Source organism: Streptomyces sp. NPDC090442 (assembly GCF_044769405.1).
Lineage (GTDB): Bacteria > Actinomycetota > Actinomycetes > Streptomycetales > Streptomycetaceae > Streptomyces.
Map to the genome: position 1 here is coordinate 72,930 of NZ_JBIVXW010000037.1, position 24,928 is coordinate 97,857.

The 24,928-nt window shown below is 73.2% G+C and carries 22 protein-coding genes; 8 read left to right on the forward strand and 14 right to left on the reverse strand.

Annotated features, from left to right (window positions below):
* Window positions 1–91: 91 nt before the first annotated feature.
* Together rpmI and infC are read right to left on the reverse strand one after the other, a co-directional pair.
* Window positions 92–286 (reverse strand): 50S ribosomal protein L35, encoded by a 195-nt coding sequence (gene rpmI, locus ACIQU6_RS25370; RefSeq protein ID WP_006607578.1) that lies wholly within the window; start codon window positions 284–286, stop codon window positions 92–94.
* Window positions 287–409: 123 nt separating this feature from the next.
* Window positions 410–1,105, reverse strand: coding sequence for a translation initiation factor IF-3 (gene infC, locus ACIQU6_RS25375; protein ID WP_403483963.1), 696 nt, complete (start codon window positions 1,103–1,105; stop codon window positions 410–412).
* 327 nt (window positions 1,106–1,432) lie between these two features.
* On the opposite strand from infC, the gene ACIQU6_RS25380 reads away from it, so the two are divergent.
* Window positions 1,433–1,819 (forward strand): DUF1844 domain-containing protein, encoded by a 387-nt coding sequence (locus ACIQU6_RS25380; protein ID WP_403483964.1) that lies wholly within the window; start codon window positions 1,433–1,435, stop codon window positions 1,817–1,819.
* 67 nt (window positions 1,820–1,886) lie between these two features.
* On the opposite strand, the gene ACIQU6_RS25385 is transcribed toward ACIQU6_RS25380, so the two are convergent.
* From ACIQU6_RS25385 to ACIQU6_RS25400, 4 genes are all read right to left on the reverse strand, one after another.
* A complete protein-coding gene (locus ACIQU6_RS25385; RefSeq protein ID WP_403483965.1) occupies window positions 1,887–2,651 on the reverse strand; it encodes an MIP family channel protein in 765 nt (254 codons plus the stop codon).
* A gap of 102 nt (window positions 2,652–2,753) precedes the next feature.
* Window positions 2,754–3,485 carry an SseB family protein gene (locus ACIQU6_RS25390; protein ID WP_403483966.1) on the reverse strand — a complete coding sequence of 244 codons (732 nt, stop codon included), beginning with the start codon at window positions 3,483–3,485 and terminating at the stop codon, window positions 2,754–2,756.
* A gap of 64 nt (window positions 3,486–3,549) precedes the next feature.
* Window positions 3,550–4,719, reverse strand: a complete 1,170-nt coding sequence (gene mycP / locus ACIQU6_RS25395) for a type VII secretion-associated serine protease mycosin (protein ID WP_403483967.1) — start codon at window positions 4,717–4,719, stop codon at window positions 3,550–3,552.
* Window positions 4,716–6,026 (reverse strand): hypothetical protein, encoded by a 1,311-nt coding sequence (locus ACIQU6_RS25400; protein WP_403483968.1) that lies wholly within the window; start codon window positions 6,024–6,026, stop codon window positions 4,716–4,718. Before ACIQU6_RS25400 ends, mycP begins: the two co-directional genes overlap by 4 nt.
* 214 nt (window positions 6,027–6,240) lie before the next feature.
* On the opposite strand from ACIQU6_RS25400, the gene ACIQU6_RS25405 reads away from it, so the two are divergent.
* Complete coding sequence (locus ACIQU6_RS25405) at window positions 6,241–7,497, forward strand: amino acid deaminase/aldolase (RefSeq protein ID WP_403483969.1); 1,257 nt, start codon at window positions 6,241–6,243, stop codon at window positions 7,495–7,497.
* A 34-nt stretch (window positions 7,498–7,531) separates the two neighbouring features.
* On the opposite strand, the gene ACIQU6_RS25410 is transcribed toward ACIQU6_RS25405, so the two are convergent.
* From ACIQU6_RS25410 to ACIQU6_RS25425, 4 genes are all read right to left on the reverse strand, one after another.
* On the reverse strand, window positions 7,532–8,821 hold the full coding sequence (locus ACIQU6_RS25410; protein ID WP_403483970.1) for a haloacid dehalogenase-like hydrolase: 1,290 nt from the start codon (window positions 8,819–8,821) through the stop codon (window positions 7,532–7,534).
* A 77-nt stretch (window positions 8,822–8,898) separates the two neighbouring features.
* Window positions 8,899–9,699 carry a 3-oxoacyl-ACP reductase gene (locus tag ACIQU6_RS25415; protein ID WP_403483971.1) on the reverse strand — a complete coding sequence of 267 codons (801 nt, stop codon included), beginning with the start codon at window positions 9,697–9,699 and terminating at the stop codon, window positions 8,899–8,901.
* Between the two features lie 44 nt (window positions 9,700–9,743).
* Window positions 9,744–11,117, reverse strand: coding sequence for an aldehyde dehydrogenase family protein (locus ACIQU6_RS25420; RefSeq protein WP_403483972.1), 1,374 nt, complete (start codon window positions 11,115–11,117; stop codon window positions 9,744–9,746).
* A gap of 9 nt (window positions 11,118–11,126) precedes the next feature.
* Window positions 11,127–12,494, reverse strand: coding sequence for a glutamine synthetase family protein (locus ACIQU6_RS25425; RefSeq protein WP_403483973.1), 1,368 nt, complete (start codon window positions 12,492–12,494; stop codon window positions 11,127–11,129).
* 73 nt (window positions 12,495–12,567) lie between these two features.
* Between ACIQU6_RS25425 and ACIQU6_RS25430 the strand changes: the two genes are divergently transcribed.
* The 3 genes from ACIQU6_RS25430 to ACIQU6_RS25440 all read left to right on the forward strand — a co-directional run bounded on the left by ACIQU6_RS25430 (window position 12,568) and on the right by ACIQU6_RS25440 (window position 15,696).
* Window positions 12,568–13,299, forward strand: coding sequence for a FadR/GntR family transcriptional regulator (locus ACIQU6_RS25430; RefSeq protein ID WP_403483974.1), 732 nt, complete (start codon window positions 12,568–12,570; stop codon window positions 13,297–13,299).
* Between the two features lie 123 nt (window positions 13,300–13,422).
* Window positions 13,423–14,901, forward strand: coding sequence for an ethanolamine permease (gene eat / locus ACIQU6_RS25435; RefSeq protein WP_403483975.1), 1,479 nt, complete (start codon window positions 13,423–13,425; stop codon window positions 14,899–14,901).
* 75 nt (window positions 14,902–14,976) lie between these two features.
* Window positions 14,977–15,696 carry a gamma-glutamyl-gamma-aminobutyrate hydrolase family protein gene (locus tag ACIQU6_RS25440; protein WP_403483976.1) on the forward strand — a complete coding sequence of 240 codons (720 nt, stop codon included), beginning with the start codon at window positions 14,977–14,979 and terminating at the stop codon, window positions 15,694–15,696.
* A gap of 19 nt (window positions 15,697–15,715) precedes the next feature.
* Here the strand turns inward: ACIQU6_RS25440 and ACIQU6_RS25445 are convergent, their stop codons facing one another.
* A complete protein-coding gene (locus ACIQU6_RS25445) occupies window positions 15,716–16,666 on the reverse strand; it encodes a LysR family transcriptional regulator (RefSeq protein ID WP_403483977.1) in 951 nt (316 codons plus the stop codon).
* Window positions 16,667–16,736: 70 nt separating this feature from the next.
* Between ACIQU6_RS25445 and ACIQU6_RS25450 the strand changes: the two genes are divergently transcribed.
* Entirely contained in the window at window positions 16,737–17,879 is a 1,143-nt protein-coding gene (locus ACIQU6_RS25450; protein ID WP_403483978.1) for a TDT family transporter, read from the forward strand.
* A gap of 1 nt (window position 17,880) precedes the next feature.
* Here ACIQU6_RS25450 and ACIQU6_RS25455 read toward each other — a convergent pair whose 3' ends face one another.
* From ACIQU6_RS25455 to ACIQU6_RS25465, 3 genes are all read right to left on the reverse strand, one after another.
* The gene (locus ACIQU6_RS25455; protein ID WP_403483979.1) at window positions 17,881–18,624 is read right to left on the reverse strand and encodes a helical backbone metal receptor; all 744 of its coding nucleotides are present in this window, start codon (window positions 18,622–18,624) and stop codon (window positions 17,881–17,883) included.
* A 270-nt stretch (window positions 18,625–18,894) separates the two neighbouring features.
* Complete coding sequence (locus tag ACIQU6_RS25460; RefSeq protein ID WP_403483980.1) at window positions 18,895–21,495, reverse strand: ABC transporter permease/substrate binding protein; 2,601 nt, start codon at window positions 21,493–21,495, stop codon at window positions 18,895–18,897.
* A complete protein-coding gene (locus ACIQU6_RS25465) occupies window positions 21,488–22,630 on the reverse strand; it encodes a glycine betaine/L-proline ABC transporter ATP-binding protein (protein WP_403483981.1) in 1,143 nt (380 codons plus the stop codon). Before ACIQU6_RS25465 ends, ACIQU6_RS25460 begins: the two co-directional genes overlap by 8 nt.
* Window positions 22,631–22,857: 227 nt before the next feature.
* Between ACIQU6_RS25465 and ACIQU6_RS25470 the strand changes: the two genes are divergently transcribed.
* Together ACIQU6_RS25470 and ACIQU6_RS25475 are read left to right on the forward strand one after the other, a co-directional pair.
* The gene (locus tag ACIQU6_RS25470) at window positions 22,858–23,772 is read left to right on the forward strand and encodes a 5'-3' exonuclease H3TH domain-containing protein (protein ID WP_403483984.1); all 915 of its coding nucleotides are present in this window, start codon (window positions 22,858–22,860) and stop codon (window positions 23,770–23,772) included.
* Window positions 23,773–23,852: 80 nt separating this feature from the next.
* Entirely contained in the window at window positions 23,853–24,701 is an 849-nt protein-coding gene (locus ACIQU6_RS25475; protein WP_403483982.1) for a siderophore-interacting protein, read from the forward strand.
* Window positions 24,702–24,928: the final 227 nt, after the last annotated feature.

Genomic DNA, 24,928 nt, shown 5'->3' on the forward strand with positions numbered 1-24,928 from the left:
GCGGGGCCGTGGTTGATCGTCACACGACCCGAATCGACGTTAGGTCCCGGTCCGGTCGGCGCGCTCCGCTCACGTGGCGGAGCGCCCCGGCTCACTTGCCGAGAAGCTTCTTGATCTTCGCGGCGTCGCCCGGGGCCATCTCGGCGTTGCCGGTGAGGCGACGCGTCACGCGGGACGACTTGTGCTCGAGCAGGTGGCGCTTGCCTGCGCGCTCGCGCAGCACCTTGCCGGAGCCAGTGATCTTGAAGCGCTTGCTGGCACCGCTGTGCGTCTTGTTCTTCGGCATGCGCCGTACTCTCCTCGTCAGTGGCGCTCCCACCGGCGGGGACCGGCATGCGGGAGCGTCAGATGTGTCGATTGTTCCGGGGCTGGCGCCCCGGCCTGGATCCGGGACAGCTCACCCAAGAGCTCACGCCTCGGCGTGCTCCTCAGCGGGCTCCTCAGCGGGCTCCGCGGGAGCCACACCCTGGCGCTCCGCCTTGCGGGCAGCCTGCGCCTCGCGGGCCTCGGCCATCGCCTCGGTCTTCTTCTTGTGCGGACCGAGGACCATGATCATGTTCCGGCCGTCCTGCTTCGGGTTCGACTCGATGAAGCCGAGGTCCTGGACGTCCTCCGCGAGCCGCTGGAGCAGTCGGAAGCCCAGCTCGGGGCGGGACTGCTCGCGACCACGGAACATGATCGTGATCTTGACCTTGTCACCCTGCTTGAGGAACCGGACGACGTGACCCTTCTTGGTGTCGTAGTCGTGCGGGTCGATCTTCGGCCGGAGCTTCATCTCCTTGATGACCGTGTGCGCCTGGTTCTTGCGCGCCTCACGGGCCTTCATGGCCGACTCGTACTTGAACTTTCCGTAGTCCATGAGCTTGCAGACCGGCGGACGGGCGTTCGCCGCCACCTCGACCAGGTCGAGGTCGTACTCCTGCGCAAGCTCCAGGGCCTTGGCAAGCGGCACAATGCCGACCTGCTCGCCACTGGGACCGACGAGTCGCACCTCGGGGACGCGAATCCGGTCGTTGATGCGGGGCTCGGCGCTGATGGATCCTCCTCGGTAGCACCACGCGACGGCCTGGCGGACTGCCGCGTAACGTCTGTTCGGTGTGACCAACCGCGCCGGCACACGAAAAATGCCCCGGACGGGACACAGGCGGGGCTCCACGAGATCAGGAGCACCGTCGCGAAGTCTCCGCGGGGCGCAGCCAGACCGTTGACCCGCCAACCTGAGATCGGTCGGGTGGGAGATCGGAGCCTCCACTTGTGGGCCGGTCACATACGTGTCCGGCCGGTCGGAACACCAGAATACACGAGTCAAGAGGGCGACCCCACTCCCGTGCACGGGGCCGCCCCGGGCCCGGGCGCTCCCGGGCGCGGGGCCGTCGGGCGGGGGTCCTAGTCTGGAGTGCGACCCCTCCAGCAGGAAGTGAAACCCCAGCACATGAGCGAGCAGATCCCCCAGCAGCCGGCCGCCGCGGAGACCGCCGGCCAGGCGCCCGACTTCGACAGCATGACCCGGGACATCGCGGAGGTGCCGGCGGTCGAGGTGATCACCACGGTCGCGGTGCACCTGATGAGCTCGGCGGCGGTCAACCTCGGTCTCGCCGAGGAGGGCGCGGACCACAAGGACCTGGACGAGGCCCGCAAGCTGATCCACGCGCTGGCCGGACTGGTCACCGCGAGCGCCACCGAGATCGGCTCGTACCACGCGGCGCCGCTGCGGGACGGTCTGAAGTCGCTCCAACTCGCCTTCCGCGAGGCGTCGGTGGTCCCGGACGAGCCCGGCCAGGGCCCCGGCGAGAAGTACACCGGCCCCGTCTACGGCTGACGCACCGCGACGACGAGCCCCGGCCGCATCCCGGCCGGGGCTCGTCGTCGTATGTGGGGGCCGTGACTCAGACGCGGTCGCCGGAGGCCGGCTCGTCCGGCTTGGTCGACTCGCCGGCGGCCCGGCCGGCGGTCCCGACGTGCTCCTCTTGCGGGTGGGTGATCTGGTGCACCACCGCCGCCAGCGCGCCGCCGATCAGTGGCGCGAGGATGAACAACCACACCTGGGTGATGGCCGCGCCGCCCGCGAAGATCGCCGGGCCCAGGGTCCGCGCCGGGTTCACCGAGGTGCCGTCCAACGGGATGCCGAAGAGGTGGACCAGGCCCAGGGCGAGACCGATGGCCAGGCCGGCGAAGCCCGTCACCGCCGTGTTGTGGGTGACGCCCAGGACGACGAAGACGAAGAAGAAGGTCATCACGATCTCGGCGACGAACGCGCCACCGAGGTTGATGTGCACCGCCGAGCGGTCGCCCCAGCCGTTGGTGCCGAAGGCCCCGTGGGTCTGCAGGCCCGGTACCTGCTTGGCGACCAGGAAGAGCAGGGCGGCGCCGACGATGCCGCCGAGGATCTGCGCGATCCAGTACTCGACGGCGGTGCGGACCGTGATGCGCTTGGCCAGCAGCGCGCCGAGCGTCACCGCGGGGTTGATGTGGCAGCCCGAGATCGGGCCGAGGGCGTAGGCAAGTGCCAGCATGACGAATCCGAAGGCCAGGGCGATGCCGAAGGTGCCGATGTATTCGCCGGCCAGCACTGCCGCGCCGACGGCGAAGAACACCAGGAGCAGCGTGCCGAGGAATTCGGATGCGACCGTGCGGGTCTCCGTGGTCTCCATGGGCTCTCCTCGCGTGGATCTTGAGCTCTCCTCGCATTGTGCGGCCCGCGGGACGAAGCCGCCCGTTGGCGGCGGGCGGCGCCGGAGTCGTGTCCCGGTGGATCAGCGTCGGTAGAGGGGCTCCTCCGGGGCGTCGGAGCCGGGCGGGAGAAGGGCCAGGTCGAGGCCGCGGACCAGCCGGGCGCGGAGCGTCTCGTCGCCGGCGAGCGCCTGGGCGAGCCGCTGGGCGACCGCGGCGGGGTCGGTGCCGGGTGCGAGGCCGAGGGCGAGGGTGCCGTCGGTCTCCGCGGACGGGGTCAGGTGCGCGAGGCGGACCGCGGGCTCGGCGTCGAGGAGGGCGCGCAGCGCCTCGGTGACGGCGGGGTCGGCGAGCGGGTCGGCGCTGGTCCGGCCCTCGGCGAGGGCCCGCAGGGCGGCGCCGGTCAACTGGTAGGTGACCGGTCCGGCCAGGTCGATCACGACGGTGTCGGCCTGCTCGTGGGAGGCGGCCAGCAGGGCCTGCCGCATGGGGACCGCGACCGGCCGGGCGTCCGCCCGCCAGCGCTGGAGCGTCTCCATGGACGTGAACGCGGGGAGGGCGCGGCGCCCGTCCGGCGCGCTGAGCGTCGGCACCGCCATGTCGCTGGTCTTCTCCCGCCGCAACCCGTCGGGCCCGGTCTCGACCTCCCCGAGCACCGCCACCACCGGCACCAGCACACGGGCCGTCGCCAGCGCGGTCAGCAAGGGGCCTTCGGCGCCGCGGTCCGCGTCGTACGCCGCGAGCGCCGCCGCCAGCACGGGATCGGCCGACCCGTCGTCGTCCGCGAAGCCAGGATTCGGAATGTTCTTCTCCACCCGCCGAGCGTATCCACGCCCACGAAGACCACCCCCCACCGCCCCCCAGCGGGAGGGGGAAGTCTCAACCGCCCTTCACGGAACGACGCCAGAGGAAGAACGCCACTCCTACCAGCCCCGCCCCCATGGCTCCCAGTGCCCACGGGACCCCGTTGACGGGGGCGTCGTCGTCGGGATCGGCGGCCGGCCCGGGGCCGAAGTACCGGTGGGGATAGGCAACGGGGGCCGGCTTCTGGGGTGTGGGGGCGAGTCGCTCCGCCGCCGTCAGCGCGGCGGCCGGATCGATGAGCCCCGCGCCGTACTCGTCGTCCCGCCCGCCCTCGGGGTGGTGCTGCGCGGTGCTGGTGAGCAGATCGCGGATCTGGTTCGGGCTGAGACCGCGGTGCGCGGAGCGGATCAGCGCGACGGCCCCGGAGACGAAGGCGGCCGCGGGGCTGGTGCCCCAGCCGGAGACGTAGCCGGTGCCGTGGTCGGCCATGAGGATGTCGTAGCCGGGGGCGCTGACCGTGGCGTACCAGTGGCGGGTGGAGAAGGGCGCGCGGGCGTCCAGATGGGTGACGGCGGTGGCGGCGATGACGCCGGGGTAGGCCGCGGGGTAGGAGACGTGGTTGCCCTTGAGGCCGCCGTTGCCGGCGGAGGCGACGACGGGGATGCCCTTGCCCAGGGCGTATTGGATGGCGGCGTCCTCGCGGGAGTCGGGGTGGGCGGTCTCGCTGTCGTCGCCGAGGGACATGTTGATCACGTCGGCGCCGTGGTCGGCGGCCCAGCGGATGCCGTCGGCGAGGGCGCCGGCCTTCTGGTCGCGGGCGCGGCGGCGCTCGGGGTCGTGGTCCTCCAGGATCACGCGGACGGGCAGGATCCTGGCCTCGGGGGCGACGCCGAGGACGCCGTCGGAGCGGCCGGCGCCGTGGCCGTGGCCGGCGATGACGCTGGCCATGCCGGTGCCGTGCTGGGCGTAGGTGTCGTCGCCGGGGCGGGCGCCGAAGCCGATGAGGTCCTTCTGGGGCAGCACCTGGCCCTTGAGGTCGGGGTGGTCGGCGTCCACGCCGGTGTCCAGGACGGCGACGGTGACGCCGGCGCCCTTGGTGGTCTCCCAGGCGTCCTGGGCGTGGATGGCCGCCAGGCCCCATTCCTGGGCGCGGAGGGTGTCGGCGCGGGCGGGCAGGGACGGCAGGACGGCCAGCGCGGCGGAGGTCAGGGCGACGGCCGCGGTGCGCAGCACGGACGTGGTCATGGGGCTTGCTCCGTGGGCTGCGCGGGGAGGCCGGACGCGGCGCGGAAGGTCGTACTGATCTTGTCCGCGAGGCCCTTGGCGTCGTGGCCGAGGCCGGCCTCCGCGGGGGCGGTGGCGGTGCCGGGTTGGACGGCGGCGTCGGCGGGCTGCGGGTCGGCGACCTCGCGGCCGTCGGCGAAGCCGGAGACCGCGTAGACCACGACCGGGACGTCGGTGAGGACCCGGACCGTCCAACTGGCGCGCTGGGCGGGGCCGAAGTCCTCGGCGGCGGTGCCCTTGGCGGCCAGCGGCAGCGGCATCAGGGCGCTGCGGGTGGCCAGGTCGTTGGTGCTGAAGCGGGCGTTGAGGTCCATCATTCCGGACCGGTCGGCCTTGGTGGTCTGGGCGCCGACGGTGATGACGCCGGTGCGGGTGGCGTCGACGTAGGTGGCGCGGAGCAGACGGGCGCAGCCGGCCGGGGCGAGTTCCTTGGCGAGCGGGCCCTCGGCGGCGGGGGTGCAGCCGGCGTCGGGGGCGACCGCGATCCGGATCCAGGTGCGGTCGGCGCCGCCGGGGCCGGCGGCCAGGCCCTCGACGGTGCGCGGGAAGAGGGTGTCGACGGGGGTGTTGCGCCAGGCGTCCTGGCCCCTGGCGAAGACGACCTCGGGCGTCGGGGTGCCCTTGGCGGGGGTGTCGGTGAGCCAACTGCCGGCCGCGGCGCCGGCGATCAGGCCGATGCCGAGGACCAGGGAGACGGCCGCGGCCACGACCCGGTTGCCGGGCAGGCGGTCGGCCAGCGGGCGACGCGGTTCCGCTTCGACTCCGGTGGGGCGGGCGGGAGTTGACGGCCGGCCGGGGGCGGGCGGGGGCTCGGCGGGCGGGGGTGGCGCGGGGTGCGCGGCGCGGTCGTGGGTCTCGTCCCACAGGGCGGCGCTGTGGGCGAGGTGGAAGGCGGCGGTGTCGCGGAACGAGCGGGGGGCGCCGGCGGGCGGCGGCGGGGCGGCGGGCGGCTCCGTACGGGGGCGGGGCGGGGTGGCCCGGGGGGTGGCCGGCGGGTTCGTCGGCCGGGGTGGGGTGGGGGCCGGAGCGGGGGCCGCGTGCGGCTTGGGCGCGGGGGCGGCGGGCGCCGGGGGCGGCTCGGGGGCCGGGGTGGTCTCGGCGGGGAGCGGCCGGCGCGTGGCGGGGGGCTCGGCGGGTTCGGCGGGGACCGGGCGCAGGACGGTGGTCCTGGGGTCCTCGTCGGGGGCGGGCCCGGCGGGGCGGTGCGGCGGGCGCGGGGGTATGGGTGGGATGCGCGGCGCATCGGCGTAATCGGCGTCGGCGCTCACCAGCGCTCCCCCTCGCACGGTGTGCCCCGGACCCGACAAGCAATCGGGGCAGGGTGGTTCGTATCCGGACAACACGCCGCTGACCTGCTGGTTGCGGTGTCGAGCCACTTTAAGGGCTGGCCGGGTCGCCGCTCCAACCCCCGCGCGCTCCCGCGTCACTTCCGACGCGGTTCGTCCCCTTACCAGGGGTAGCGCGGTCTGGCAGGCTGCGGCCATGTCCCCGCTCTTCACCGATGCGCATGCCGCCACCACCCCGGCTCCCCGGGCGCCCGGCTCCGGCCAGACCCCGCTCGACCGGGCCACCGCCTCCCTCGACGCGCCGCTGGCCGTGGTCGATCTGGCCGCCTTCGACGCCAACGCCGCCGATCTGGTGCGCCGTTCGAAGGGGAAGCCGATCCGGGTGGCGAGCAAGTCGGTGCGCTGCCGGGCGCTGTTGGAGCGGGTGCTGGCGCGCGACGGCTTCGCCGGGATCATGAGCTTCACGCTCGCCGAGTCGCTGTGGCTGGCCCGGTCCGGCTTCCCGGACGTGCTGCTGGCGTACCCGTCGGCGGACCGGGCCGGCTTCGCCGAGCTGGTCGGCGATCCCGAGTCGGCGGCGGCGGTGACGGTGATGGCCGACGACCCGGCGCACCTGGATCTGATCGACGCGGCCCGTCCGGGCGGTCCGGGCAGCGGCGCGGAGGTCCGCATCTGTCTGGAACTGGACACCTCCTACCGGCTGTTGGGCGGGCGGGTGCGGGTCGGGGCCCGGCGGTCGCCGGTGCGGGACCCGGAGCAACTCGCCGCGCTGGCCCGGACGGTGGTGCGCCGCCCCGGTTTCCGGCTGGTGGGGCTGATGGCCTACGAGGGGCATGTGGCGGGGGTGGGCGACGAGGTCGCGGGGCGGCCGGTGCGTTCGCGGACGATACGGGTGATGCAGGCGGCGGCGCGGCGGGAGTTGGCGCAGCGGCGGTGGGCGGCCGTGCGGGCGGTGCGGCAGGTGGCGCCGCGGCTGGAGTTCGTCAACGGCGGCGGGACGGGGAGCGTGCAGCACACCGCGGCGGAGGCGGCGGTCACCGAGATCGCGGCGGGCTCGGGGCTGTACGTGCCGCGGTTGTTCGACAACTTCCGGTCGTTCCACGGGCGTCCGGCGGCGCTGTTCGCCCAGCCGGTGGTGCGACGCCCCGGGCCCGGGGTCGTCACGGTGCTGGGGGGCGGCTATCCGGCGTCGGGGGTGGCCGGCGCGGACCGGCTGCCGGAGCCGTATCTGCCGGCCGGGCTGCGCTACGACCCGCAGGAGGGGCCGGGCGAGGTGCAGACGCCGCTGCTGGGGACGGCGGCGGACGGGCTGGCGGTCGGCGACAAGGTCTGGTTCCGGCACGCCAAGGCGGGCGAACTGTGCGAGCGGTTCGCGCAGTTGCACCTGGTCGAGGGCGAGCGGGTGGTGGCGACGGTACCGACGTACCGGGGCGAGGGCCGCACCTTCCTGTGACGGCGCGGGCCTCGCCCGTGGTCCGGCGGTGCGCTCAACCGTGGATGCGGTCCCGCTGGTCGGCGACGACGGTGCCGTCGGGGCGGCGGACCGGGCCGAGGGAGCCGTCGGTGTTGGTGTAACCCCTGGTGGCGCAGGGGTAGGCGCCGGACTTGCCGGGCAGCGGGTCGATGAACATCGGGTTGACCACCCAGCGGCCGTCGGCGTCGTCGTAGCCGCGGCACATCAGCTCGTCCTTGTTGCGGTTGATGGCCAGGTGGGCGCCGGTGGCGTCGCCGACGAAGGTGACGTCGGTGGTGGCGTCGCCGCCGCCCAGCGCGATGCGGTGCGCGGGGTCCTGCTTGCGCCACGCCTCGGCGCCCTTGATGCCGTAGATCTCCTGGTTGATGAAGCAGCGCTTGCCGTCGATGTACGGGATGGCCTCGCCGGGGCCGTCCTTGACGTCGCCGCAGCCGGCGAGGCGGGTGGTGAACCTGCCGTGGTGCAGGCGGCTGCGGATGCCGATGGTGTGCGCGGCGTCCAGCCCGACGCCGCCGGACCATGCCTCGGCGAGGGTCTCGGAGGACGCGGAGACGATGTAGACGTCGAAGCCGGCGGCCTTCAGCGTGCGGATCAGGTCCTTCTGCTGCGGGTAGTAGCGGATGTAGCCGGCCATCTTGTGGGTGCCGACGGTCTGTTGGGCGCCGATCGGCGCGGCGAGGTTCTCGGCGCGGGCCCGCTGGGCGTACCGGGTGAGGGTGGCGGGCTTCAGGCCGGCGAAGAGCTGGGGGACCCAGGCGTACTGGGGGACCGTGCGGCGGTGGTTCCAGGTGCCGGCGAAGGCGGCGGCGCCGCTCATGGTCTTCCCCTCGCCGCGGATCTCCATGATCTCGTCGGCGCAGGCGGCGCGGGTGGACGTGGGCAGCGGGCGGCCGGCGGGGCCGGTGCCGCAGGCGCGGGTCAGCGCGCGGTCGGCGGCGGCGGTCAGCCAGGGGCTGGTGTCCCGCCAGCTCTTGGGCCGGAGCACCTTGTCGTGCCGGAGCATCCAGGCCAGGGTCGCGTCGGTGATGTCGTTCTTGACGACGGTGTTGTCCCAGTCGAAGGCGGCGACGGGACGGGGGCCGCCGTGCCGGCCCGAGCAGGTGCCGCGCTCGTCGATCATCTTCTGGAGCTTGGCGCGGTTGTCGCCGTACCAGGGCAGCTTCTTGGAGAGCTGCGGGCAGTCGGCGCGGGCCGGGACCTTGGCGGGGGTGGCGGCGGTGGCGGGCGCGGTGGCCGTGAGGGCGGCGAGCGCGGCGGCACCGGCCAGGCCCAGGGCCAGCAGCCGGCGGGGGCGGGCGGTCATGTGTCCTCCGTGGTCAAGGGGGAAGCACGGCGGGACCGGCGCCCGCGGGCGCCGGTCCCGATATTGATCATGGAAGCCTACAGGGGGGTCACATAGGCGCCGGCGATGCCTCCGTCGACGAGGAATTCGGCGGCGTTGACGAACGAGGAGTCGTCGCTGGCGAGGAAGGCGACCGCGGAGGCGATCTCCTCGGGCTCGGCGAACCGGCCGACCGGCACGTGCACCAGGCGGCGCGCGGCCCGCTCCGGGTCCTTGGCGAACAGCTCCTTCAGCAGCGGGGTGTTGACCGGCCCCGGGCAGAGCGCGTTGACCCGGATGCCCTCGCGGGCGAACTGCACGCCCAGTTCGCGGGACATCGCCAGCACGCCGCCCTTGGACGCGGTGTAGCTGATCTGCGAGGTGGCGGCGCCCATCACGGCCACGAAGGAGGCGGTGTTGATGATGGAGCCGCCGCGCCCGGTCCGCTCGAACTGCCGCTGCATGTAGGGCAGCGCGTGCTTGCAGCAGAGGTAGACCGAGGTGAGGTTGACCTCCTGGACGCGCTTCCAGGCGTCGATGCCGGTGGTCAGGATGGAGTCGTCGTCGGGCGGCGAGATGCCGGCGTTGTTGAAGGCGATGTCCACCGAACCGTAAGTGTCGTAGGCGGTCTTGTAGAGCGCCTCGACCTGCTCCGCGTCGGTGACGTCGACCTGGACGAAGGTGCCGGCGACCTCCTCGGCCGCGGCCTTGCCGGCCTTCTCGTCGATGTCGGCGCAGACGACGTGGGCGCCCTCGGAGGCCAACCGGCGGGCGGTGGCCAGGCCGATGCCGCTGCCGGCTCCGGTGATCACGGCGGTACGGCCGACGAGGCGGCGGCACACGGCGGTCTGGTCGGTCACGTGGCTCTCCTAGTGGGTGGTGACGGTGCGGGGTGCGGTGCGGATCACGAGCCGGCCGGCTCGGTGGCGAGGAAGACGTTCTTGGTCTCGGTGAAGGGCGTCAACGCGTCCGGGCCCAGCTCGCGGCCGAGGCCGGACTGCTTGAAGCCGCCGAACGGGGTCCAATAGCGCACCGCGCTGTGCGAGTTGACCGAGAGGTTGCCGGCGGCGACGGCGCGCGCCATGCGCAGCGCGCGACCGACGTCGCGGGTCCACAGGGAGCCGGCCAGGCCGTAGTCGGTGGCGTTGGCGAGCCGGACGGCGTCGGCCTCGTCGTCGAAGGGGATGGCGACGGCCACGGGTCCGAAGATCTCCTCGACGGCGGTGCGGTCCTCGGGGCGGCCCTCCAGGACGGTGGCCGGGTACCAGAAGCCCTTGCCGGTGGGGGCCGTGCCGCGGATGGCGGCCGGGGCGTCCTCGGGGACGTAGGAGCGCACCCGGTCGCGCTGGGCGGCGGAGATCAGCGGGCCCATCTGGGTCGCGGGGTCGGTCGGGTCGCCGGCGGTGAACGCCTTGACCGCGGGCTCCAGCAGGCTCAGGAAGCGGTCGTAGACGCTGCGTTGGACCAGGATGCGGCTGCGGGCGCAGCAGTCCTGGCCGGTGTTGTCGAGGAACGAGCCGGGGGCGGCGGCCGCGGCGGCCTCCAGGTCGGCGTCGGCGAAGACGATGTTGGGGCTCTTGCCGCCGAGTTCGAGGGTGAGCCGCTTGGTCTGCGCGGCGCACTGCGTGGCGATGGTGCGGCCGGTGGCGGTGGAGCCGGTGAAGACGACCTTGGCGACGCCGGGGTGGTCGACCAGCGCGCTGCCGGTGACCGCGCCCTCGCCGGGCAGGACCTGGAAGAGGTGCTCGGGGAGCCCGGCCTCCAGGGCGAGTTCGGCGAGCCGGAGGGCGGTGAGCGGGGTGGTCTCGGCGGGCTTGAGGAGGACGGCGTTGCCGGCCGCGAGGGCGGGGGCGGTGCCCCAGGCGGCGATCGGCATCGGGAAGTTCCAGGGGGCGATGACGGCGACCACGCCGAGCGGTTCCTGGAGGGTGAGGTTCAGCCCGCCCGGCACCGGGATCTGATACCCCGTCAGGCGCTCCACTCCCCCGGCGGCGTAGTGCAGCAGGTCGCGGACGTTGCCCGCCTCCCAGCGGGCGTTGCCCAGGGGGTGGCCGGCCTCGCGCAGCTCCAGTTGGGCCAGCGGTTCGATCTGGGCGTCGACGGCGTCGGCGAACCGGCGCAGCAGCCGGGCCCGGTCGCCGGGGGCCAGTGCGGCCCAGACTTCCTGGGCGGCGGCGGCCCGGCGGACGGCCGCGTCGACCTCGGCGGGCGGGGTGGTGGGGACGGTGGCCACCACCTCCTCGGTCGCCGGGTTGAGGATGGTCAGCTCTTGCAGCACGGGCGTTCCTTACATGCGCTCGAAGGAGCGGAAGCGCTCCCAGTCCGTGACGGCGGCGTCGTAGGCGTCCTGTTCGACGCGGGCCATGTGGCGGTAGTGGTCGACGACCTCGTCGCCGAAGGCGGCGCGGGCGACCGTGCTGCGCTCCCACAGCTCGGCGGCCTCGCGGAGGGTGGCCGGGACGTGCGCGGCGTCTTTGGTGTAGGCGTTCCCCGTGGTGGCGTCCGGGAGTTCGAGCTCCTGGTCTATGCCGTGCAGGCCGGCCGCGATCATGCCGGCGACCGCGAGGTAGGGGTTGACGTCGCCGCCGGGCAGGCGGTTCTCCAGGCGGTGCCCGCGACCGTGGCCGACGACGCGGAGGGCGCAGGTGCGGTTGTCCGGGCCCCAGGCGACGGCGGTGGGGGCGAAGGAGCCGGGGCGGAACCGCTTGTAGGAGTTGATGTTGGGGGCGTAGAGCAGCGTGAAGTCGCGCAGCGCGGCGAGTTGGCCGGCGAGGAAGTGCCGCATGGTGCGCGACATGCCGTGGGGGCCGGCGTCGTCGGCCAGCACCGGGCGGCCCTGCTCGTCCTGGAGCGAGAGGTGGATGTGGCAGGAATTGCCCTCGCGCTCGTCGTACTTGGGCATGAAGGTGAGCGCCATGCCCTCCTGGGCGGCGATCTCCTTGGCGCCGGTCTTGTAGACGCTGTGCTGGTCGCAGGTGGTGAGCGCCTCGTCGTAGACGAACACGATCTCGTGCTGGCCGAGGTTGCACTCGCCCTTGGCGGACTCGACGGTCATGCCGGCCGCGCCCATCTCGTTGCGGATCCGGCGCAGCAGGGGCTCGACGCGGCCGGTGCCGAGGACGGAGTAGTCGCCGTTCCACTGGTTGGCCGGGGTCATCCCGCGGTAGCCGCGGGACCAGGCGTCCTCGTAGCTGTCCTTGAAGACCATGAACTCCAGCTCGGTGCCGACGTGGGCGGTCCAGCCGCGCTCGGCGAGCCGGTCGAGCTGGCGGCGCAGGATCTGCCGGGGCGAGGCGACGACCGGGGTGCCGTCGTGCCAGGCGAGGTCGGCGGTGATCAGGGCGGTGCCGGGGTTCCAGGGGGTACGGCGGAGGGTGGCGGGGTCGCCGTGCATCGCGAAGTCGCCGTAGCCGCGCTCCCAGGAGGACATCGCGTAGCCGTCGACGGTGTTCAGGTCGACGTCGACGGCGAGGAGGTAGTTGCAGCCCTCTGTGCCGTGGTCGAGGACGGTGTCGAGGAAGTAGCGGGCGGCGAACCGCTTGCCCTGGAGCCTGCCTTGCATGTCGGTGAAGGCGAGGACGACAGTGTCGATCTCCCCGTTGTCGACGAGGGCGGTGAGCTCCTCGACGGAGAGCGGGGGCCTGCGGTCTGCCACGGTGGTGCCTCCTGTCGCTGCATCCGGAGCCCATAAGGTAGGCACACGAACCATTGATTGGGAAGGGGTTCCGATGGACGCTGCGGCCGATCGGCTGGCGCCGGTGCTGCGGCCGGTCCGGGCGGGCAACGGCTTCGAGGAGGCGCTGGAGCAGATACTCCAGATCGTCCGGCTCGGGCTGGTGCCGCAGGGCGAACGCCTGCCGGCCGAGCGGGAGTTGGCGGAGCGGCTGCAGATCAGCCGGGTCACCCTGCGCGAGGTCCTCAAGGTGCTCCAGGACGAGGGGCTGGTGGAGAGCCGGCGCGGCCGGTACGGCGGCACGTTCGTGCGGATGCGCACCGACAGCCCGGGCGAGGCCGAGCTGCGGCGCCGGGTCGACCGGACCGACGTCGAGGACATCCTGCGCTTCCGGGAGGTGTTGGAGGTCGGCGCGGCCGGGCTGTGCGCGGCGCACGGGCTGTCGGACGAGCAGGCGGGGCGGCTGCGGGCGGCGCTGGCCGCCACCGAGGACGCGCCGCTGGCCGACTACCGGCGGCGGGACACCCTGCTGCACCTGACGCTGGCGGAGCTGTCCGGGTCGCCGTCACTGGCCGCCCAGTACGCCGGAGTCCGGGCCGGCGTCAACGACCTGCTGGACTGCATCCCGCTGCTGGTGCGGAACTTGGAGCACTCGCAGACCCAGCACGCCGCGCTGGTGGAGGCGGTGCTGGAGGGCGACGCGGACGGCGCGCGCGAGGTGATGCGGGAGCACTGCTGCGGCACCGCGGCCCTGCTGCGCGGCTTCCTGTCCTCGCCGGCGCCGTGACGCCCCTTTTGCGCCCGATGTCGCCGGTCTTTCCCGCACGGGTCTTGCGCAGAGCCACCGGGGCGACAAAGGTATGCGGCTAAACCTTTACTCCGGTTGTCCCCCGCGAGGCAGGAGCGGCTCATGGCCGACAGCACCCATGCCGACAGCACCCGCGCGCCGTCCGCCGCGTCCCCCGACGGCGGGCCCCCGGGCGGCGACGCCTATCTGGAGCGGCGGACGCTGCGCCGCGGCAGCGCCGGCCCGCTGCTGCTGACCGGACTCGGCGTCGCCTACGTCGTCTCCGGCGACTTCTCGGGCTGGAACAACGGGCTGGCGCACGGCGGCTTCGGCGGCCTGGCGATCGCCGCGGTCCTGATGGGGCTGATGTACACCTGCCTGGTCTTCGCGCTGGCCGAGTTGGCCTCGATCCTGCCCACCGCGGGCGGCGGGTACGGCTTCGCCCGGCGGGCGCTGGGCACCTGGGGCGGCTTCCTGACCGGCACCGCGATCCTGATCGAGTACGTGCTGGCGCCGGCCGCGATCTCGATCTTCATCGGCGACTACGTCGAATCGCTGGGCCTGTTCGGACTGCACTCCAGTTGGCCCGTCTACCTCGCCTGTTTCGTGCTCTTCATCGGGATCCACCTGTGGGGCGTGGGCGAGGCGCTGCGGTTCAGCCTGGTGGTCACCGCGATCGCGGTCGCCGCGCTGCTGGTCTTCGCGCTCGCCGCGCTCAGCGACTTCCACGTCGACGCGCTCAACGACATCCCGGTCAAGTCCGATGCCTTCGGGGCGAGTTCGTGGCTGCCGTTCGGGGTGCTGGGGATCTGGGCGGCGTTCCCGTTCGGGATGTGGTTCTTCCTGGGCGTGGAGGGCGTCCCGCTGGCGGCCGAGGAGACCAGGGACCCGGCGCGTACGCTGCCGCGGGCGATGGCGGCCGCGATGGGCGTGCTGCTGCTCCTCGCGCTGATCACCTTCACCGCGGCCACCGGCGCGCGTGGCTCGGCCGCGATCCAGTCCGTCGGCGACCCGCTGGTCCAGGCGCTCCAGCCGCACGGCACCCCGACCACGGTCAGCCGGATCGTCAACTACGCCGGCCTGGCCGGCCTGGTGGCGTCCTTCTTCTCCCTCATCTTCGCCGGCTCCCGGCAGCTCTTCGCGCTCTCCCGGGCCGGCTACCTGCCCCGCTTCCTCTCCCTGACCAGCCGCCGCAAGGCGCCCTACCTCGGCCTGCTGGTCCCCGGCGCGCTGGGCTTCGGACTGGCCGCGGCCACCGGCGACGGCGCCCGGATGCTCAACGTCGCGGTCTTCGGCGCCACCATCTCCTATGCCCTGATGGCCCTTTCCCACCTCGTGCTGCGCCGCCGCGAGCCCGGCCTGCACCGCCCGTACCGCACCCCGGGCGGCATGCTGACCTCCGGCGTGGCCTTCGTGCTGGCCTGCTCGGCGCTGGTGGCGACCTTCCTCGTCGACAAGGAGGCCGCACTGATCGCGCTCGCCGTCTACGGCCTCGCCCTGGCCTACTTCGCCCTCTACTCCCGCCACCGACTGGTGGCGGCCGCGCCCGAGGAGGAGTTCGCGGCCCTGGCCGCCGCCGAGGCCGAACTCGAACGCGGCTAGGGCCGGTTCACCCCGCCCCGCAGGCGACCCCCAGCACCACCCGCAGCGCCCCACACCGTACGGAGGAGCCCCCTGATGCCCACGCCGCCCCAGCCGCAGCCCCCGCTGATCGGCATCAGCACCTACCAGGAAGAGGCCCGGTGGGGAGTGTGGGCGCTGCCCGCGGCCCTGCTGCCGGCCGGCTATCCGCGCCTGGTGCAGCGCTCGGGCGGGCTGCCCGCCATGCTGCCGCCCGGCGCCCCGGAGACCGCCGCGGCGACCGTCGCCCGGCTGGACGGGCTGGTGATCGCCGGCGGCGCGGACGTCTCCCCGGCCCGCTACGGGGCCGAGCCGCACCCCCGCACCGGGCCGCCCGCCCTGGACCGGGACGCCTGGGAACTGGCCCTGATCGAGGCGGCGTTGGCGGCCCGGGTGCCGCTGTTGGGTATCTGCCGGGGCCTGCAACTGCTGAACGTGGCGCTCGGCGGCACCCTCGTCCAGCACCTCGAAGGGCACGTCGGCCCGCCCGGGGTCTTCGGCCGGCACGAGATCGCGGCGGTGCCCGGCACGCTGCTGAGCGCGGCACTGCCCGAGCCGGTGGCCGTGCCGACCTACCACCACCAGGCCGTGGACCGCCTGGGCCGCGGGCTGGTGGTCTCGGCGTACGCGGAGGACGGCACCATCGAGGCGCTGGAGCTCCCGAACGCGCCGGCCCTCACCCTGGCCGTCCAGTGGCATCCGGAGGCCGGCGACGACACCCGTGTGATGGAGGCCCTGGTGACGGCGGCCCGGGGGACGACCACGGCCGGGGTGTGAGCGCCGGCGGGGCGGCCGTTCAGGCCCCCCGCCGCGTCAGCCCCAACAGATCGCGCGCCGGCCCCACCGGCCGCTGGCCCGTGGGCCACACCGCCCGCAGCTCGCGGGCGAGTTCGAGCCCGCGCACCGGGACGGCCACCAGCCGGCCGGCGGTCAGCTCCTCCCGCACCGCCAGCTCGCTCAGCACGGACGGGGCCGCCTCGCTGACCACCGCGGACTTCACCGCGGTGGTCGAGGCGAGCTCCAGCAGCGGCGCGGCCAGCCCCCCGGTCCCGGCCAGCGCCGCGTCCAGCACCTGCCGGGTGCCCGAGCCGCGCTCCCGCAGGATCAGCGGCGTCGCGGCCAGTTCGGCGGCGGTCAGCCCGGTGCGGCGCCGGGCCCACGGGTGGGACGGGGCTGCCACCACGACCAGCCGGTCGCGCCCGACGACCACCTCGTCCAGCCCCGCCGGGACGTCCAGCCCCTCCACGAAGCCGAGGTCGGCCTCGCCGGCCAGCAGCCGCTCGGCGACCACGCGGGAGTTCCCCGCCAGCAGCGACACCGCCGTCCCCGGGCGCTGCGCGCGCAGCGCGATCAGCCAACCGGGCAGCAGGTACTCGGCGATGGTCATGCTGGCCGCGACCCGCAACCGGGAATCGCGCCGCCCGCGCAGCGCCTGGGTGCCCGCGTCGAACGCCTCGGCGGCCTCCACCACCCGTCGCGCCCAGTCGGTGACCAGCGCCCCCGCGTCGGTCAACCGCGAACCGCGCGGCGACCGTTCGACCAGCGCCACCCCCAACTGCCGCTCCATGGACCGGATCCGACTGCTCGCGGCGGGCTGGGTGATGCCCATCACCCGCGCCGCCCGGCCCAGGCTGCCGAGCCGGGCGACGGCGAGCAGCAGCTCCAGCGCCCCGAGGTCCGGCACCCGGTGGTGCAGCGGAACCCCGTCATCCGGCGCCCCGGCCCACTCCTTCGTCTCGCCACTCATAACCCCACCTTATGCCCTCATAGAGACAAGATCCCTGGTCGGCGCGGACCGGACCGGCGACCGTTGTGCCATGTCCTCAGTAGCCCAGGCCCCGCCCAGGAACCCCGCCACCGGCACCCCCGCTCCGTCCCCCGGCCCCGCCTCGGTGCGCCATCTCGGCCCCAACTGGTACGCCGCCGTGATGGGCACCGCGATCGTCGCCAACGCCGGCGCGACGCTGCCGCTCACCGCCCCCGGCCTCCGCGCCGCCTACCAGGTGGTCTGGGCGCTGTCCGCGCTGCTGCTGCTCACCCTGCTGACCGCGCGCGCCGTCCACTGGGCCCGCCACCGCGACCAGGCCCGCCGCCACCTGCTCGACCCGACCGTCGCCCCGTTCTACGGATGCCTGGCGATGGCGCTGCTGGCGGTCGGCGGCGGCACCCTCGCGGTCGGCCGGGACGTCATCGGGACCCCCGCCGCGGTGGCCGCCGACGCCGTGCTGTGGACCGCGGGAACCCTGGTCGGGCTGGCCACCGCCGCCGGCATCCCGTACCTGATGGTGGCCCGGCACAGGATCACCGAGGGCAGCGCCTCCCCGGTCTGGCTGCTGCCCCTGGTCGCCCCCATGGTGTCGGCCGCCCTGGGCCCGGCCCTGATCCCCCACCTGCCCGCCGGCCAGCCGCAGAAGGCGCTCCTCCTGGCCTGCTACGCGCTCTTCGGGATGTCCCTCCTGATGACCCTGGCCGTCCTCCCCATGATCCTGGGCCGCCTCTTCCACCACGGCCCGCTGCCCCTGGCCCTCACCCCGACCCTCTTCCTCGTCCTCGGCCCGCTGGGCCAGTCCACCACCGCCGTGAACAACCTCGCCGACGCCGCCGTCGGCGTCGTCCCCCCGTCCACCGCGCACGCCATGGCCGCCTTCGCGGTGCTCTACGGGGTCCCGGTGCTGGGCTTCGCCCTCCTCTGGCTGGCCCTCGCCACGGCCCTGGTGGTCCGCGCCGCCCGCCGCGGCATGGGCTTCGCGATGACCTGGTGGGGCTTCACCTTCCCCGTCGGCACCTGCGTCACCGGCGCCGCCGGCCTGGCCCGCCACACCGGCCTGACCGCCTACACCTGGCTCGCGGTGGCCCTCTTCGCCGCCCTCGTCGCGGCCGTCGCGGTGACCGGCACCCGCACCGCCCACGGCCTGGCCCGCGGCCGCCTGCTCGCCCCGCCCAAGCCGACCACGGCCTGACTCACGAACCGGACCGCCGCACCCACGCCGACTCGGCCAGCGCCGCCGCCAACACCTGCGGCGCCCGCACCAACGACGGCCCGTACCACGTCAGATGACGCCCACTGACCAACGCCGCGGGCACCCTCAAAAACGCCTCGGGCCCGTCGTCCTCGGCAAACCGGTAGGGCTCGTCCGGCAACACCACCAGATCCGCCCCGACGGCGTTGAGCTCGCCCAACGCGATCCGCGGATACCGCTCCTCGTGCTCCGCGTACACGTTGTGCACCCCGAGCCGCCGCAACAGGTCCCCGGCGAACGTGTCCCGCCCCACCACCATCCACGGCCGCCGCCACACCGGCACCACCGCGGTCCGCTCCGCCACCGGAACCGGCACCGCCCGCCAGGCGTCCTCCGCCGCGTCCAACCAGGCCGGCCGCGCCAGCCCGCACCCCTCCACCAACACCCGCGCCAACTCGGCGAACGCCTGCTCCAACGACCGCACCTCGGTCACCAGGACCCGCAACCCCGCGGCCCGCAACGCCTCCAGGTCGACCGTCCGGTTCTCCTCCTCGTTGGCGATCACCACATCCGGACCCAACCCCACGATCCGCCCGACATCGGGATTCTTGGTCCCCCCGACCCGCACGACATCCAGCCCCACCGGATGACTGCACCAGTCCGTGGCCCCCACCACCACCCCGGGCGCACTCACCGCCACCGCCTCCGTCAACGAAGGCACCAAAGACACCACACGCAGCCCCATGCCCCCACGGTAGGCCCAACCTCGCCCCACCTCACCCTCATTGGGGCACCGAACCACCCACCGCACCCCCGACCCACCGGAATCCCACCCACCAAACGGGAGGGGACGGGCCGCAGGGGCCGGCGTGCAGGACGTCGAGCGAAGCAGTCCTGCACACCGGCCCCGGAGGCCCGTCCCCGCACCCAGGAGCCCCGCGCAGCGGCACCGCGCCGCAGGCGCAGACCACACCCCCCGGCGGGGCGGCCGACAACGTGGGCGGAAACCAGCGCCCTACTTCACGGGCGCCATCCGATCAACGATCCCCGGATGCCCGTCGATCCACTTCTGGACGCCCTTGTCCTCGTTCCCCTTCCCCGCGTCCTGGATGTCCTGCTCCAGGCTGCCGAGCTCGTCGGGCGTCATCTTCCAGTTCTTCAGCCAGCCGTAGAACTCCGGGAACTTCTTCGGGAAGCTCTTGTGGCCGAGCGACTTGATCTGGTTGTTGGCGCCCCACGTGCCCTTGGGGTCGGCCAGCTTGGTGAGCTGGTACTTGCTGTAGGCCCAGTGCGGCGACCACAGCACGACCGCGACCGGCTCGCGGTTGTGGTAGGCCCGGTCCAGCTCGGCGAGCATCGCGCTGGTGCCGGCCGAGGTGACCTCGAAGTCCGACAGGCCGTAGGCGGGCAGCACGGTGCTCTTCAGCCGCTGCATCTCACCGGTGCCCGGCTCGATGCCGATGATCTTGCCCTTGAACTCGTCCTTGTGCGCCCGCAGATCGTCCATGGACTTGACGTCCTTGACGTACGACGGGACCGCGATCTCCAGCGAGGTCTTGTCGTACCAGGCCCCGACGTCGACCAGATCGTCCTTGTACTTGTCCCAGTACTGTTTCTGGGCGACCGGCAGCCAGGCGTCGGTCTCCACGTCGATCTGGCCGGTGGACAGGCCGGTCCACATCGGTCCGACGTCGAGGTTGCGCAGGTTGGGCTGGTAGCCGCGCTTCTCCAGGACGTTCTTCCACAGGTAGGCGGTGGCGATGCCCTCGTCCCACGCCGGGTAGCCGATGTTGGGGGACTTGCCGGCGTCCGCGCCCTTGGCGTAGGTGGCGTGCGCGGACGGCGCGATCTTCTCGACGAGGCCGGGGTTCTTCTTCAGCCAGCTCCGGACGCCGTCCTGCTCGTGCCCCTCACCGGCCGACTTGATGTCGTTCTCCAGGCTGGTGAGCTGCTTCTCGTCGAGGTGGAAGTTCTTCATCCACTTCGCGACCTCGGGCATGTCCTTGGCGAAGCCCTTGCGGCCCAGCATGTGCAGGCCGTCGCCGGAACCGAAGGCGCCCTTGGGGTCCTTGAGCTTGGTGAGCTGGTACTTGTCGTACGCCCAGTGCGGGGACCACAGGGTGACCGCGATCGGCTTCTTGTTGTGGACGGCCCGGTCGAGCTCGCTGAGCATGGAGGCGGTGCTGGACTCCTGCACCTTGTACTCGCCGCCCAGCCCGTAGGCGCCCAGGACCTTGTCCTTGAGGATCTTCATCTCGCCGGCGCCCGGCTCGATGCCGGTGATCTTGCCGCCGAACTCGGCACTCCTGCCCTTGAGATCGTCGAGGGTCTTGACGTCCTTGACGTAGGACGGGACCGCGATCTCCAGCGAGGTCTTGTCGTACCAGGTGCCGAGGTCCTCCAGCTGGTCCTTGTACTTCTTCCAGTACTCGGCGTGGGTGACCGGCAGCCAGGCGTTGGTCTGCACGTCGATGTCGCCGCGGGCCTGCCCGGCGAAGAGCGGACCGGCCTCCAGGGCCTGGACCTTGGGCTTGTAGCCGCGCTGCTCCAGGATCTCCTTCCAGAGGTACGTGGTGGCCTTGCCCTCGTCCCAGTTGACGTAGCCGAGGGTGATCGGCTTGCCGTTGCCGCCGGACGCGCCGGAGCCGTTGTTGTTCAGGTAGCTCATCCCGCCGGCCAGCAGCGCCAGCACGACGACGCCGACCATGGCGACCGAGGTCGCGGGCCGCCACTGGAGGAACTTCCAACCGCCCAGCGCCGCCTGCGCCTTGGCCAGCGCCCGCCGGCCGAGCGGCGAGACCCGCTGGTTGAGGGCGCCGGTCATCCGGTCCAGGTACATGGCGAGGATGACCACCGCGAGGCCGGCCTCGGCGCCCAGGGCGACGTTGACCGAGCTGATGGCGTTGTAGACGGACGCGCCGAGGCCGCCGCCACCGACCATGCCGGCGATCACGACCATGGAGAGCGCGAGCATGATGACCTGGTTGATACCGGCCATGATCGTCGGCAGCGCGAGCGGGAGCTGGACCCGGAGCAGGGTGCGCCGCGGGTGGGTGCCGAACGCCTCGGCCGCCTCGACCAGTTCCCCGTCGACCTGCCGGATGCCGAGCTCGGTCATCCGCACCGCGGGCGGCATGGAGAAGACGATGGTGGCGACGATGCCGGGGACGACACCGAGGCCGAAGAAGAGGATGCCGGGGATGAGGTAGACCATCGCCGGCATGGTCTGCATCAGGTCCAGCACCGGGCGCAGGATGCCGCCGACGACCCGGCTGCGGGCCGCCCAGATGCCCAGCGGCACCGCGACCACGACGGTGATCAGGCAGGCCACCAGGACCAGCGAGAGCGACTCGACGGTCGGGCCCCACTGTTGGATGGAGTCGATCAGCGCGAAGCCGAGGAAGGTGAGGACCGCGGCCGGCAGTCCGCGCAGCCACCAGGCGAGCACCGCCAGGATGCCGGCGAGGACCAGCGGTTGGGGCGCCGCGAGGACGGTGTGGATGGCGTTGTAGAGGCCGTTCAGCACCGTGGTGATGAGCTGGAACAGCCAGTCGAGGTTGTCCCGCAGCCAGTTGACGGCGTCGTTGGCCCAGCTACCGATCTGGATCCTAGGCATCGGCGGTCACCGTGCCCTCGGCCTTGTCGGCGGCGGCCGGTACGGGCACGGTCGGCGCCGGGGCCGGGAGGCTCGGCTCGCCCAGGACGGCGAGCAGCCGCTCCGCGGTGACCGCGCCGGCGAGTTCGCCGCGCTCGTCGGTGACCGCGACCGGTACGGCGCTGGTCGAGCAGGCGGTGAAGAGGTCGGCGAGCGGGGTGTCCACGCCGACGGTGGCGGGCGCGGCGGCCCGGAAGGCGGCGGCGGTGGCCAACTCGGTCCCGCCCGGGGCGGCGTCGCCCAGCACGGAGTCGACGTCCGTCATCACCGCGCCGGCGGTCAGCACCCGACTGCGGTCGACGTCCTGGATGAAGGAGGCGACGTAGTCGTTGGCGGGCCGGACCAGGATGTCCTCGGCGCTGCCGGTCTGGACGATCCGGCCGTCGCGCATCACGGCGATCTGGTCGCCGAGCCGCATCGCCTCGTTGAGGTCGTGGGTGATGAAGACGATGGTCTTCTTCAGCGTCTTCTGCAGCTCCAGAAGCTGGTCCTGCATGTCGCGGCGGATCAGCGGGTCGAGCGCGCTGAAGGACTCGTCCATCAGCAGCAGATCGGCGTCGGTGGCCAGCGCGCGGGCCAGGCCGACGCGCTGCTGCATGCCGCCGGAGAGCTCGTCCGGCCAGGACTTCTCCCAGCCCTTCAACCCGGCGAGCTCCAGCGCCTCGGTGGCGCGCCACTCCCGCTCGGCGCGCGCCACGCCCTGGACCTCCAGGCCGTAGGCGGCGTTCTCCAGCACGCTGCGGTGCGGGAAGAGCGCGAAGTGCTGGAAGACCATGGATATCTTCCGGGAGCGGACGGCGCGCAGTTCCTTGGGCGTGAGCGAGGTGAGGTCCTGGCCGTCGAAGCGGACGCTGCCCGCGGTCGGCTCCAGCAGGCCGTTGAGCATGCGCAGCAGCGTGGACTTGCCGGATCCGGACAGACCCATGACGACGAAGATCTGGCCCTCGTCCACCTCGATGGAGGCGTCGATCACCGCGGCGGTGGTGCCATCGGCCCGCAACTCCTCGCGGCCGGCACCCGCCTGGAGTTTGCGCACCGCATCCTCGGGTCGTCTGCCGAACACCTTGTACAAGTGCTCGGCTTGCAGCCTGGACACATATACCTCTCTTGTCGCACGAGAAACGACCCGCCGCCCCCGCTGGCAGGTCGTGGTGCGGGACGAGTTCGGCTCGTCTTCACCGGCGAGATGTTGAAACCGCAACCGGGTCCGCTCCGGCTGCGCGCCTGCCCGGCTTTATCCGGCTCAAACGCAACGGTGAGTTAGCTCACACCGGGGCGACGTTTGGGGCATACGGCATCATGCGGTGTGTGACTCGACGCCTGATGCTCCTCGACACCGCCTCTCTGTACTTCCGTGCCTATTTCGGGGTACCGGAATCGGTCAAGGCCCCGGACGGCACCCCGGTGAACGCGGTGCGCGGACTGCTGGACTTCATCGCCCGGCTCGTCCAGGACCACCACCCCGACGACCTGGTCGCGTGCATGGACGCCGACTGGCGCCCCCAGTGGCGGGTCGACCTGATCCCCTCCTACAAGGCGCACCGGGTCGCCGAGGAGGCCCCCGCGGGGTCGACCGGACCCGACGAGGAGGAGATCCCGGACACCCTCTCCCCGCAGGTCCCGGTGATCGAGGAGGTGCTGGACGCGCTCGGCATCGCCCGGATCGGCGCGGCCGGCTACGAGGCCGACGACGTCATCGGCACCCTCACGGCACGGGCGAAGGGCCCGGTCGACATCGTCACCGGCGACCGCGACCTCTTCCAACTCGTCGACGACGCCCGCGGCATCCGCGTGCTGTACCCGCTCAAGGGCGTCGGCACCCTGCAACTCACCGACGGGGCGCTGCTGCGCGAGAAGTACGGGGTGGACGGCCCCGGTTACGCGGACCTGGCGCTGCTGCGCGGCGACCCCAGCGACGGCCTGCCGGGCGTGCCGGGCGTCGGCGAGAAGACCGCCGCGAAGCTGCTGGACGCCTACGGCGACCTGGCCGGCATCATCGCCGCCGCCGAGGACCCGGCCTCGAAGATCACCCCGGCCCAACGCAAGCGGCTCACCGAGGCGCGGCCCTACCTCGCCGTCGCGCCCAAGGTCGTCCAGGTGGCCACCGACGTCCCGATCCCGGACGGCGAGATCGCGCTGCCCGTCGAACCGGCCGATCCGGAGCGGCTGGAGGCGCTGGCCGCCCAGTGGGGGCTGGGTGGCGCACTGCAGCGCTTGTTGGGCGCGCTCCGGCCGTGAGCTGTTAGGTTAGGTATACCTAACAGGCAGGGTCGCCCCTCGGGCGCGCCCCGCCCCGACCACGTCAGGGGAGACAAGCCGTGGCAGCTCAGCGACCGGCCCGCAGCACGCCCACACTGCACCGCGCCCGGGTGCGGCGCACCGAACGGCTTACCCCGCACATGGTGCGCGTGGTCCTGGGCGGCGAGGGCCTGGCGGCGTTCGACGCCGGCGAATTCACCGACCACTACGTCAAGTTGGTCTTCCCGCTGCCGGACGTCAGCTATCCCGAACCGTTCGACATGGCGCACATCCGGGCCGAACTGCCGCGCGCCCAGTGGCCCCGGACGCGCACCTACACCGTGCGCGCCTGGGACCCGCAGGCCCGCGAGCTGACCGTGGACTTCGTCGTGCACGGCGACAGCGGGCTGGCCGGCCCGTGGGCGGCGGCCGCCCGGCCGGGCGACGAGATCATGTTCCTCGGCCCGGGCGGCGCCTACGCCCCCGACCCGACCGCCGACTGGCACCTGCTGGCCGGCGACGAGAGCGCCCTGCCGGCCATCGCCGCCGCGCTGCACCGGATGCCGGCGGGCGCGGTGGTGCACGCCTTCGTCGAGGTCGCCGGCCCCGAGGAGCGGCAGGAGGTCGCCACCCCGCCCGGCACGGAGATCACCTGGGTGTACCGCGACGCCGCCCCGGTCGGCCACCAACTCGTCCGCGCCGTACGGGACTTGACCTTCCCACCGGGCCGGCTCCAGGCGTTCGTGCACGGCGAGGCGGGCTTCGTCAAGGAGCTGCGCCGGCTGCTCCGCGTCGAACACGCCATCCCGCGCGAGGCGTTGTCGATCTCCGGCTACTGGCGCGCCGGCCACGACGAGGACGGCTGGCAGGCCGGCAAGCGCGACTGGAACGCCCAGGTCGAGGCCGAACAGGAGCCTGCGGCGGCCTGAGCCCACGTTGTCGGCTGCCCCGCCGTGGAGCTTGCTGTTTGCGCCTGCGGCGCGGAGCCGCTGCGCGGAGCTCTGCCCACGTTGTTGACTTTCCCACCGTGGCGCCTGCGGCGGGCGGGTCCGCTGCGCGGTGCTGTCGGCCGCGGTGACGGGCCTCCGGGGGTGGTAGGCCAGACTGCTTCGCTTTACGTCTGGCCTACCACCCCCTCCGACCCGCCCCCTCCCGT

Bases quoted from the DNA above. Each gene is read 5' to 3' on its own strand.
- rpmI (WP_006607578.1), bottom strand. From the start codon at position 286: ATGCCGAAGAACAAGACGCACAGCGGTGCCAGCAAGCGCTTCAAGATC.
- ACIQU6_RS25380 (WP_403483964.1), top strand. From the start codon at position 1,433: ATGAGCGAGCAGATCCCCCAGCAGCCGGCCGCCGCGGAGACCGCCGGC.
- ACIQU6_RS25385 (WP_403483965.1), bottom strand. From the start codon at position 2,651: ATGGAGACCACGGAGACCCGCACGGTCGCATCCGAATTCCTCGGCACG.
- mycP (WP_403483967.1), bottom strand. From the start codon at position 4,719: ATGACCACGTCCGTGCTGCGCACCGCGGCCGTCGCCCTGACCTCCGCC.
- ACIQU6_RS25405 (WP_403483969.1), top strand. From the start codon at position 6,241: ATGTCCCCGCTCTTCACCGATGCGCATGCCGCCACCACCCCGGCTCCC.
- ACIQU6_RS25410 (WP_403483970.1), bottom strand. From the start codon at position 8,821: ATGACCGCCCGCCCCCGCCGGCTGCTGGCCCTGGGCCTGGCCGGTGCC.
- ACIQU6_RS25430 (WP_403483974.1), top strand. From the start codon at position 12,568: ATGGACGCTGCGGCCGATCGGCTGGCGCCGGTGCTGCGGCCGGTCCGG.
- eat (WP_403483975.1), top strand. From the start codon at position 13,423: ATGGCCGACAGCACCCATGCCGACAGCACCCGCGCGCCGTCCGCCGCG.
- ACIQU6_RS25440 (WP_403483976.1), top strand. From the start codon at position 14,977: ATGCCCACGCCGCCCCAGCCGCAGCCCCCGCTGATCGGCATCAGCACC.
- ACIQU6_RS25445 (WP_403483977.1), bottom strand. From the start codon at position 16,666: ATGAGTGGCGAGACGAAGGAGTGGGCCGGGGCGCCGGATGACGGGGTT.
- ACIQU6_RS25450 (WP_403483978.1), top strand. From the start codon at position 16,737: ATGTCCTCAGTAGCCCAGGCCCCGCCCAGGAACCCCGCCACCGGCACC.
- ACIQU6_RS25455 (WP_403483979.1), bottom strand. From the start codon at position 18,624: ATGGGGCTGCGTGTGGTGTCTTTGGTGCCTTCGTTGACGGAGGCGGTG.
- ACIQU6_RS25460 (WP_403483980.1), bottom strand. From the start codon at position 21,495: ATGCCTAGGATCCAGATCGGTAGCTGGGCCAACGACGCCGTCAACTGG.
- ACIQU6_RS25470 (WP_403483984.1), top strand. From the start codon at position 22,858: ATGCTCCTCGACACCGCCTCTCTGTACTTCCGTGCCTATTTCGGGGTA.